General features: G+C 70.5%; 8 protein-coding genes. 3 read left to right on the plus strand and 5 right to left on the minus strand.

From position 1 onward, the window contains the following. A partial coding sequence (locus tag ACI2LP_RS33255; protein ID WP_404728263.1) for a UbiA family prenyltransferase occupies positions 1–472 on the plus strand: 472 nt, incomplete at its 5' end. 268 nt (positions 473–740) lie between these two features. After that, complete coding sequence (locus tag ACI2LP_RS33260) at positions 741–3,086, plus strand: transglycosylase domain-containing protein (protein WP_404728264.1); 2,346 nt, start codon at positions 741–743, stop codon at positions 3,084–3,086. 90 nt (positions 3,087–3,176) lie between these two features. Here ACI2LP_RS33260 and ACI2LP_RS33265 read toward each other — a convergent pair whose 3' ends face one another. Beyond that, positions 3,177–3,809 carry a TetR/AcrR family transcriptional regulator gene (locus ACI2LP_RS33265; RefSeq protein WP_404728265.1) on the minus strand — a complete coding sequence of 211 codons (633 nt, stop codon included), beginning with the start codon at positions 3,807–3,809 and terminating at the stop codon, positions 3,177–3,179. 58 nt (positions 3,810–3,867) lie between these two features. Between ACI2LP_RS33265 and ACI2LP_RS33270 the strand changes: the two genes are divergently transcribed. Then, complete coding sequence (locus ACI2LP_RS33270) at positions 3,868–4,953, plus strand: DUF2855 family protein (RefSeq protein ID WP_404728266.1); 1,086 nt, start codon at positions 3,868–3,870, stop codon at positions 4,951–4,953. Positions 4,954–5,178: 225 nt separating this feature from the next. Here the strand turns inward: ACI2LP_RS33270 and ACI2LP_RS33275 are convergent, their stop codons facing one another. The 4 genes from ACI2LP_RS33275 to ACI2LP_RS33290 all read right to left on the minus strand — a co-directional run. Next, complete coding sequence (locus ACI2LP_RS33275; RefSeq protein ID WP_404728267.1) at positions 5,179–6,984, minus strand: hypothetical protein; 1,806 nt, start codon at positions 6,982–6,984, stop codon at positions 5,179–5,181. A 313-nt stretch (positions 6,985–7,297) separates the two neighbouring features. Further along, entirely contained in the window at positions 7,298–7,894 is a 597-nt protein-coding gene (locus ACI2LP_RS33280; protein ID WP_404728268.1) for a TetR/AcrR family transcriptional regulator, read from the minus strand. Positions 7,895–8,070: 176 nt separating this feature from the next. Next, positions 8,071–8,769, minus strand: a complete 699-nt coding sequence (locus tag ACI2LP_RS33285; RefSeq protein WP_404728269.1) for an NADPH-dependent F420 reductase — start codon at positions 8,767–8,769, stop codon at positions 8,071–8,073. Between the two features lie 346 nt (positions 8,770–9,115). Beyond that, positions 9,116–10,008 (minus strand): RimK family alpha-L-glutamate ligase (locus ACI2LP_RS33290; protein WP_404728270.1); only part of this gene is annotated, 893 nt, incomplete at its 5' end.

A 10,008-nucleotide genomic window follows, 5' to 3' on the forward strand; every position in this document is an offset into this window, starting at 1 on the left:
GCTGTACAACCTGAGGCTGAAGGCTACGGCGCTGTCCTGGCTTCCCTACGTGTTCGCATTCGGCAGCCTGCCCGCGGTCGTCGCCTTGAGCCTGCCGGGCCGTCCCTGGCCTGCGTGGTGGGCCATGACAGCCGGAGCACTGCTCGGTAGCGCGGCCCACCTCGGCGACGTACTCCCGGACATCGGTGACGACCTGAAGGCCGGAGTACGCGGTCTGCCGCACCGGCTCGGCACCACCGGCACCCGGCTGCTGCTGCCGGTCCCGCTGGTGGCAGCGTCGGCGGTACTGGTACTCGGACCTGCGTGGCCGGCCGGCGCCTGGGGAGTGGCCACGCTCGCCGCGGCGCCCCTGGCAGCGATCGCGGGTCTCGCGCTCGGCCGATACTGGCGCAAGGCGGCGTTCGCCGGGACGGTCGCCGTCGCGACGTTGGATCTGGGACTGCTCCTGGTGCGTGGTACCGGCCTTGCGTGACTGGCCTCTACGCGGGCGACTCGCCGACGTTTCCACCCGCTCGAAGGTGATGGCGGTGACGCCCTGAGCCCGCTTCCCGACGCCATTGGCTCCGTCCCGACCCGCTCAGCGGCCCCCATCGCCGTCCTCGGGCCCACAGGAATGGTCCGGCATCAAAAGGGAAGAATCTGCACAATCAGGCGCATACGGAGCGGCGCGCCACACCCGGGCCTTGTGCGCCTCCTGAAGGGTGCAACCCGACCGTGCCAGCCGGAGGAGCTGCGTACGCATGAGCGACGGGCCGAGCGAATCGACAGTCCCAGCGGGCGCCAACTGGCGCGACCTGCTGCGGACCACGAAGCGGGCCCGCAGGCTGGCACGGCATATGCGCAGGGAGGCGCGCCGTGCGATGCCCTGGTGGCGCCGGGCGCTCCCCACCTGGCGGATGTTGCTCGGCGGTCTGCTCGCCGTGGTCCTTCTGTGCATCACCGCCTTCACCGCCCTCTACGCGAGCGTCCAGGTCCCGGGCCCCAACGCCGCCGCCGTGAGCCAGAGCAACATCTACTACTACGCCGACGGCACTGAATTGGGCCGTACCGGCGCGGTCAACCGCGCAGCGGTGCCCCTCTCCGAGATCTCGGTCGACGTGCAGCATGCCGTGGTCGCCGCCGAGGACCGGACCTTCTACTCCAACAAAGGGGTGGACGTCCGCGGCATCCTGCGCGGAGCCTGGCGCACCGTCACCGGCAAAGGGCTGCAGGGCGGCTCGACGATCACCCAGCAGTACGTGAGGAGCTACTACCTCACCCAGGAACAGACCCTCGGCCGGAAGGCCAAGGAGGCCGTGATCGCGATCAAGGTCAATGAGACGCAGAGCAAGGAAGCCATCATGGCCGGGTATCTGAACACCAGCTACTTCGGCCGCAATGCCTACGGCGTCCAGGCCGCCGCACAGGCGTACTACGGCATCCGCGCCTCACAGTTGAACGTCCGGCAGAGCGCCTACCTCGCGGCCCTGCTCAAGGCGCCCAGCGTCTACGACGTCTCCACAGCGACCGTGGCGAACCGGGCCGCGGCCATCGCGCGCTGGAACTACGTCCTGGACGGCATGGTCGAGCTCGGCTATCTCGGCAGCGGCGAGCGCGCCAACATGGCCTTCCCCACGCCCAGGGCACCCCGCCCCACCCCTGGGGTCAGCGGGCAGGCCGGATACCTCATAGACGTCGCCCGCCGATACCTCGTCGACAGCAAGATCATGGATGACGCCATGCTCGCCTCGGGTGGCTGGCACATAACGACCACTTTCGTAAAGAAGAATCAGGACGCCATGGTCGAGGCGGTGAAGAAGGGACTGCGGCGGCTGCCGGACACCCGCAAGGCCAAAGCCATCCGCGTCGGCGCCGCGTCCGTGGACCCCTCCACCGGAAAGATCCTCGCTGCCTACGGCGGCCCGGGCTACACCACGCAGCCGTACAACGACGCCATCCGCCACGACCTCCAGGCCGGCTCCACATTCAAGCCGTTCGCCCTCGCCGCCGCGTTGGAGCACCACGCCACCACCCAGGACGGCCGCACCATCACTCCCCGCACCCGCTATGACGGCACCAGCCGCCGCTGCGTCCAGGGCTTGCCACGAGGTCTGCGCTACTGCCCGCCCAACGAGGACGATCGTGACTACGGCCGGATCAGCCTGCGCAACGCGATGATGAAGTCCGTGAACGCGGTATACGCGCAGGTGGGCGCCGACGCCGGGCCGGCCGACGTCCGCAGGGCCGCCATCGCCGCGGGCCTCCCCTCCACCACCCCCGACATGAGCGCCAACCCCGCCCTGGCCCTCGGCGTGGCCGCCCCCAGCCCGCTGGACATGGCCCAGGCGTACGCGACCCTCGACAATCACGGCCGGCGCATCGCAACGTGGTCGGTGCAGAAGCTCATCCGGAACGGTAAGTCGTACGAACTTCCAGGTCACAAGGACATCCGGGCATTCTCCCGGGCCACCGCCGACCAGGTCACCTCGGTCTTGGAGGGCGTCGTCAGTGCGGAGGGCACCGGCCATGTGGCCACCGGCCTGGGCCGGCCCGCCGCAGGCAAGACCGGCACCACGGACAGCAACCTCTCCGCATGGTTCGTCGGCTACACACCCCAGCTGACCACCTCGGTGGCCATGTTCGCCGAGGATCCCACGTCCCATGTCCGGCTCTCTCTCGGCACCGCCGCGGGCATCAGCCGCGTGAACGGCGGCTCATACCCGACAAGGATCTGGACCGCCTACATGGCCGCGGCCTTGAAGAACCTGCCGGTGAAGGACTTCCAGCTGGTGGTGCCGACCGAGACCGAAAGCCCCACCACCGAGCCCGCCTCCACGCCCACGTCGAGCGGGACGCCGACTCCCACGCCGTCGCCGGGTCCGAGTACACCGACGGTGGTTCCGTCCACGCCGTCGCCGGGCCCGAGTACACCGACGGTGGTTCCGTCCACGCCTCAACCCGGTCCGAGTACACCGACGGCGATTCCGTCCACGCCTCAACCCGGTCCGAGTACGCCGACGGCGATTCCGTCCACGCCTTCGCCGGGGCCGACACAGCAGCCCAACGACACCAGCACCAGCACCAGTCCCTCGTCCCAGGAACCCTGACCAGGTACTCCAACACTTCCCTGCCGCGCGGCAGGTACCGTGCGCTCGTCTGCACACGACAGACCACTGCTGAGGTGCCAGAGCCGGCCTTCACTCCTGGGGCATGCGCAGTGCGTTGATCCAGAGCCGGGTGAGGGTCTCCACCAGTGCCTCGAAGGGCACGGGCTGGTCGGCGGCGAAGGTCACATACGCCATGCGGCTCACCATGGCACTCAGAGCCCGGGCGGTGACCGCCGGGTCGAGCGCCGGATCGGCAAGTCCGGCTTCCTGGAGGCGGGTGATCGCTGCGGCGCTGCGGTCGATGAACGCCTGCGACCGCTGCAACCGCAGCTGCAGGAAGCGCCGGTCCACGGCGGCGGCCTGCTCCATGGCGGCCATCAGCGCCGCGTTGCGGCGGTACGACTCCAGGTAGGCGCGGTTGGCGTCCTCCACCCCGCGCCGCAGCTCCCTGCGGCTGCCGCCGCTGACTCCCGCATGCAGCATCTCGTCCTGCAACTCCGCCAGGACGGCGGCGAACACCTCGTCCTTGGAGGCGAAGTGCGTGTAGAAGCTGCCGGTGGCGACGCCGGCCTCGGCCGCGATGTCGACGATCCGGGCGTCCAGGTAGCCGTCGCGTTCGAAGATCCTCCGCGCCGCGGCGACCAGGGCATCCCTGGTGCGCATCCCGCGCCGGGTGCGCCGGGGGACTGAGGGCTCGGACGGTGCGTGATCGAGGGAGGGCATGAGCCGCATCCTAGCTTACTATTGAATCCGAATCCGGATTCAAGTACGTTCCGGACCCATGGACACCACTGCCACTTCCAAGGGCTGGAACCTGCTCGTCGCCCGCGATGACCTCTCGACCGCAGAACTGATCGAGGCGCCGGTCCCGGAGGTCCGGGACGGCGAGGCGCTGCTGCGGGTCGACCGGGTCGGCCTGACCGCCAACAACGTCACCTACGCCGCGCTCGGCGACTCCTTCCGCTACTGGGAGTTCTTCCCGACCCGGCCGGGCTGGGGCATCGTCCCGCTCTGGGGCTTCGCGGAGGTCGTCGCATCCCGGGTCGACGGCGTCGAGCACGGCAGCCGCCTCTACGGCTACTTCCCGTCCGGCAGCCACCTGCTGGTGCGCCCCGGGCGGGTGAACGAGCGCGGTTTCCGGGACGCGAGCCCCCACCGGGCGACGCTGCCCTCCCCGTACAACGCCTACGCCCTGACCTCGGGCGATCTCGCATACGAGGCGGACCGCGAGGACCTCCAGATCCTCTACCGCCCGCTGTTCTGGACCTCCTTCATGCTGGCCGACTGGCTCGTCGACAACGCCTGGCTGGGCGCCCGCACGGCCGTCTTGTCCTCCGCATCGAGCAAGACGGCCTACGGCGCCGCCTACCTGCTCCAAGGGCAGGGCTGCGAAGTGGTGGGCCTGACGTCCCGGCGCAACCTCGCCTTCACCGAGAGCCTCGGCTGCTACGACCGGGTGCTGGCATACGAGGACGCCCCCCAACTCTCCCCGGCCGAACCCACCCTGTACGCCGACTTCGCCGGAGACGAGACCCTGACCGCCGCGCTGCGCGCCCAGCTCGGCGACGCACTGGTGCACCATGTGGTTGTCGGCGTCACCAACCAGCAGCCCGGGCCGGCCGGCACACTCGCCGAGACGGGACCGGCCATGTTCTTCGCACCCGACCAGATGCGCAAGCGCCTTGGCGACTGGGGGCGCGAAGGGCTGAACCGGCGCTTCGCCGACGCATGGCAGCGGTTCGCCCCCGTGGTCGAGGGCTGGGTCGACGTCATCCACAGTCACGGCCCCGAGGCCCTGGAAAAGGTCTGGCACGAGGTGCAGTCGGGGCGGACCGCCCCGCGCACCGGCCATGTGCTTGTCCTCTGACCGGAGCCGTCACCTGTTCACGGGGACCGTCGGCGGGAGTTCGGTGCCGCCCGGGTCGCACCCCGCCGTGCTCGGTCGAACGGCGGGGTGCGATGCGCCCCGGAGGCGGCGACGCTCGGCGCGTGCACCCTCCATTGCACGAAGTGGCGCCACACCAGCGCAGCTCGGCCTGCCCGCTCGCCCGCCTGCGGCGTCGCCGACGCCTCGCCGCTCAGCCTCGCAGCGTCAGCCCTCCCGCCAGGCGAACCCCAGCGCCTCCGCATACTCCCGTGAGCCGCCACAGACCTTCGCGTAGCCCTTGGGGTCCTCCTCGGCCAGGCGACGCAGCGCCGCAGAGGCCCACGCCTCTGGTGGCGTGCCGTCGTCCGGGAGCCGCAAGCTGAACTGCAGCCACGGCCCGTCGCCCTCCGGCCGGAAGGTGAACCACAGCACGACCGTTTCCGGTGCCGAGAAGTCCGTGTGCGCCCAGCCCCCTCGCAGGTTCCACCGGCTGAGGAGATCGGGGTGCCCGCGCAGCCCCTCGGAGACCATCCGGGCCGTGGTCCGTGCCGGCCACGACCAGGCGCGGTCGGTCTCGGCACGGGCGATCTCGGCGTCGTAACCGACGGCGTCGAAACGGTACGCAGGAAGCACCATCCCCTCGGACGTGCCGCGCCAGCCGTCCCACACCACCTCGTCACCGTCGCGGCGGATGGTGACGGACAGTGCGCCGCAGCAGCCCTCGGTGCAGTAGGCCTCTGCGAGTTGCACCTCGTTGCCGTCGGCTGTGGCGCGCAGTGAGCCGCTGTCGAGCAGGTTTTCGGGGGAGTGACCCGGTCCGCGGCCGAAGGCCTCAGGGACCAGCGGACGACCGTCGAGCAGGAACCTGGTCTCGACGACGTCGGGGTCCGCCGGATCGCGTACGACGACCTCGATCCGCAGGGGGAAAGAGGCCGGTGCGGCGGCGAACGGCTGACGGGCCGTGCGGCGCGCCCACTGGAGCCGATGGCGCTCGGCGGGATCGGCCGGTTCACGGGCGGCCAGGACGGCAGCCCAGCCGGGCGTGGCGAGCAGCGCGTCCAGAGCCTCGAGGAGCGCCTCGCGCTGTCCGGCCCGCCAGTCCAGCAGCACACTGGGCCCGCTGCGCAGGTCGAGCGCCAGCGTGAGCAGCGTGGCGTAGAGGTCGAGCGACGGGGTGAGCATGGAACCTCGCGCGACCACGGCGTCGTACACCCTGACCGCGTCCCGGTAGCTGCGGATCTCCGACTCGTAGCTCAGGGGACTCGTCATCCGCGCCAGCAGCCGGCCCGCCTGGGCGAGGATCGCGGGCGTGACCTGTTCGTCGTCGAGGACGTCGGCGAGCCGGGATGCCTCGGCGATCCTGCGGGCGATGGCGGAGTCCACGCAGCCGGGCTCCAACGGGGCGTCCAGCAACCAGGCGCGCGCGGCGCCGTCGTCGCGGACCGCTAGGGCGTCGATCAATGGTCGCAGCTCACGCCCTCGCGTGTAGCGGCCGAGCCACAGCAAGGCCGCAGTCGGGGCGTCGAGCGCGGTGAGCGCCCGGATCGCGGGCCGGGTGAAACCGCGCAGCAGACCGAGGGTCCGGAGATACGGCACGTCCTCCGGCTCACCGAGGCGGGTCAGCAGCGCGATGCCGGTGCCCACGGCATAGGCCGTGGTGCCGGTGCGGGTGAGATGCCGCCCGAGGGCCCTGGCCCGCCCCTCGTGGTGCAGTGTCATCTTGTCGATGGCGGAGAAGATATGACGGCTGTTCACCCCTGCCTCGCGCAGGCGGCGATCCGCCTCTTCGGCGGCACGGGCAGTGTCCGCGTCGGTCAGCAGGGGTTCGAGGGCCTGACGCGCGGCCTCCTCGGACTCCCGCCAGTCGCGCCCGGGCCGCGTCCGGCGCTCTGGTGACGGGGGCCGGGGGTCCGGTAGTGAGTAGCCGCCCTTCGGTAGGCGGTCGTAGGGCTCCGCGCGCTGAAGGCGCAGGGCGTAGGCGTACAGGGAGGCCGGCTGGGGGAGCGCGGTGCGCTCTTCCGGGGCGCTCACCAGGCGGGGTGGGACTCGATTCCGTAGGTCATGTGGGGATCATGGCACGCCGATTGGGATGGTTGTCAACGGATTTGCTCGCCGGTCGGCTGCGAAGGCTCTGCGCGCGGACGGCGTGCAGAGCCTTCGCGAGCGGCAGCCGGGCGCCTGCCGGGCCTGGAGCATCTGGGGCAAGGGCGCGGGACCGCGTGCGGGCCTGTTCGACGCGGACGCAGTCGGCCTACATGGCCGCCGGCACGGATTCGTCGCGCCGGTAGGGGCGTCGTGAGCGCCGACGCCCGGAATCCCCGCGTCGCCCGCCACCCATCATCCGTCACGCATTCAGTGGACGGAGTCCGGCGAGGACCAGGTCCACGGCCTGCTCCGCCCATTCCGGCTGACCGCCGCGGCCCGCCATGTAGTCGGCGTAGAACGGTCCGAGGAGCGCGGAGGTCGCTGCTTCCAGGTCGGCGTCGGCGCGGACCTGCCCGGCCTCCCGTGCCTGTTCGAGTGCGTCCCGCAGCAGAGCACGGCGGGGGAGTACGGTGCGTTCGCGCAGCAGGGCGAGGAGTTCGGGGGTATGGGGCTCCTCGGCCAGGCACGTGCCGATGAGTGCCATGCCGTTCACGCGCTCGACCGTGGTGGCGAAGTCCCTCAGGATGTCGACGAGGTCGGTGCGGATGTCGCCTGAGGCGGGCGGGGCGTCTGCCATGCGGAGGCCGGCGAGAGCCGCGGTCAGCAGGTCGGCCTTCGTCTTCCAGCGCAGGTGGATGGTGGACTTGCTGACACCGGCGGCGGTCGCCACCTGATCCAGCGTCATGCGGACGTATCCCTGGGCGGCCAGCAGTTCCAGGGCTGCCCGCAGGATCGCCTCGTCCTTCTCGGCCGACCGTGGCCTACCGGCTCCTTTGGTGGTCTTCGTGTCGCGCATGATCGAAGGGTAGGCGACCGGTACGGCACCGTTCCGTTCGCCCATACGCTGCTCTCGGCCGTCGGCCGGTGTCATCATGGCGCTCGCCTGCTCAGCCCGGTCCCGTTCGTGGGGCGTTGGCCAGATGCAGCGGCGGATACGGGGATGTGTGCCGCGGCGCCCGCTCCGTCTGCGGGTCAGGCGCTTTTGTGAGCGCCCTGGATGTGGAAGTTGAATGCGGTGTTTCCGAGCGCGCCGAACAGCCGCAGCCAGATCGGCAGCAGCATTTCGGCGCCGCGGGCGGTCTCGATACCGCCGAGGTCGATGACGCTGCCGGCCGGCCAGCCGAAGGAGGTCAGCAGCTTGGTGACGGCCTCTTTGGCGGCGGCGTCCTCGCCGGAGACGAAGACGTTGTGCTCGCCGGGGACGGAGGCCGGGTTGACCATGATGGAGCAGTTCATGGTGTTGAGAGTCTTCACCACGCGCGCGTCGGGGAAGGCGCGCTGGACCTGCTCGCCGAGGCTGTCGGTGTTGACCGGGTTCAGCGTGGGCGGCATGCCCTGGGAGAAGTCCAGCGGGTTGGCGATGTCGACGACCACTTTGCCGGCCAGGTTCGCGGCGCCCGCGGCCCCCAGGGCGTCGAGCGTGCGGGGTCCGGAGGTGGTGTTGAGGACCGTCTCGCCGAATGCGGCGGCCTCGGCGAAGGTCTGCAGCGGTACGTCGTTGTGATCGGCGTGCCAGGCCGCGAACGGCCGGTTGCCCATGCCGTCCGGTTCGGTGCGGGCGAGGGTCGCCTGCGGGTCGCGGGTCCCGACGACGACCTCATGGCCGAGGGAGGCGAGTTTGGCGGTGAGGGTCCGGCCGACGATGCCGGTGCCGAGGACGGCGTAACGCATGAGGGTGAGGTCCTTTCCGGAAGGCTGGACGCAGGGTGTTCGTGTGGTCTCAGGAAAATCTAAACCGAGTCGTTCGGTATTTCAACTCCGTCCGCTGTCGCGCGTGGCTGCAACGGCCTCGGTGACCGAGAGCTGCGGGTGCAGCGGTCGGCCTCGGTGCTCAGGCAAGCAGGCGCGATCCCGTGGGCCGCGCTGCAACTGCCGACCGAGTGGGGTTTCACCCGTATGCCGAGCTCGCCGAGGCCGCCCCGGCGGTCTGCCCGGCCGCGTGAGGCGGTCTCGTTCGCGCGGCGTCGGGGCACCCGTACCGCCTCGGGGATTGTGACCGGAGGGACCCAGCTTCCATCTACCCGGCCCGGTACATCTGCTGCAGCCACACGGCGTCGACGAAACGCTCCAACCCCCGCGGGTGGTCCCCGAGAAACAGATTTGGCTCGATGAGTTCCAGCTCCATCACCACGGGCTTCCTGGACTCGTCCAGTGCCAGGTCCACCCTGGCGAACAGCGGGGACTCCGGCGACGGAACCGCCGCCAGTGCCGCCAGCGCCGTGTCGATTTCCTCGTCGGTCGGCCGGTACGTGGCCACGTCGGGGTGCGGCATCCGGAAGTTGTCGATCACCCCCGGCTCGGTCAGCACAGGTCCCTTTCGGATCGCGTGGCTGAACGTGCCCGAGAAGAAGACCAGAGCGCGTTCCCCCTCTTCCACGAGACGCAGATATGGCTGGACCATCACGACGCGGCCGTGGTCCAGCAACATCCGGGCATGACGCATGGCGTCGGCGTGCCGGCCTGGCTCGTAGCGTGCCGTGTCCGTCGCCCCCGCGGAAACGGCCGGCTTGACCACCACCCCACCGTCCCCTTGGAAGTCCTCCTCACCGAACCGCCCGCCCGGTTCGATGAAGCGCGTGGGCACGACGGCGACCCCCTGCTCGGCGAGGTCCGGCAAATAGCGCTTGTCGCTGTTCCAGCGCAGCACCGGCGCCGGATTCCACAGGTGCGTGAGGCGAGCCGTCGCGTCGGCCCATGCCAGAAACTCGCCGACCCGTTCCGCGTAGTCCCAGGTCGACCGGATGACCGCCAGATCGAACCTGTCCCACGCCACGGACTCCGCGTCCCAGGCCACCGGTTCGGCCGTAGAGCCGCCGGCACGCAACGCCTCCACGATCAGCCGGAGATCCGTGTCCGCATGCATGCCGACCTCGCTCGTCACGATCGCGATCCTGGCAGCGCGCACGTCAC

Origin of the sequence: Streptomyces sp. NPDC019890, assembly GCF_044903445.1 — a bacterium.
Classification (GTDB): Bacteria; Actinomycetota; Actinomycetes; order Streptomycetales; family Streptomycetaceae; genus Streptomyces.

What these genes read in the sequence shown, in the direction of transcription:
- ACI2LP_RS33260 (WP_404728264.1), top strand. Translation starts at nt 741, where the DNA reads ATGAGCGACGGGCCGAGCGAATCGACAGTCCCAGCGGGCGCCAACTGG.
- ACI2LP_RS33265 (WP_404728265.1), bottom strand. Translation starts at nt 3,809, where the DNA reads ATGCCCTCCCTCGATCACGCACCGTCCGAGCCCTCAGTCCCCCGGCGC.
- ACI2LP_RS33270 (WP_404728266.1), top strand. Translation starts at nt 3,868, where the DNA reads ATGGACACCACTGCCACTTCCAAGGGCTGGAACCTGCTCGTCGCCCGC.
- ACI2LP_RS33280 (WP_404728268.1), bottom strand. Translation starts at nt 7,894, where the DNA reads ATGCGCGACACGAAGACCACCAAAGGAGCCGGTAGGCCACGGTCGGCC.
- ACI2LP_RS33285 (WP_404728269.1), bottom strand. Translation starts at nt 8,769, where the DNA reads ATGCGTTACGCCGTCCTCGGCACCGGCATCGTCGGCCGGACCCTCACC.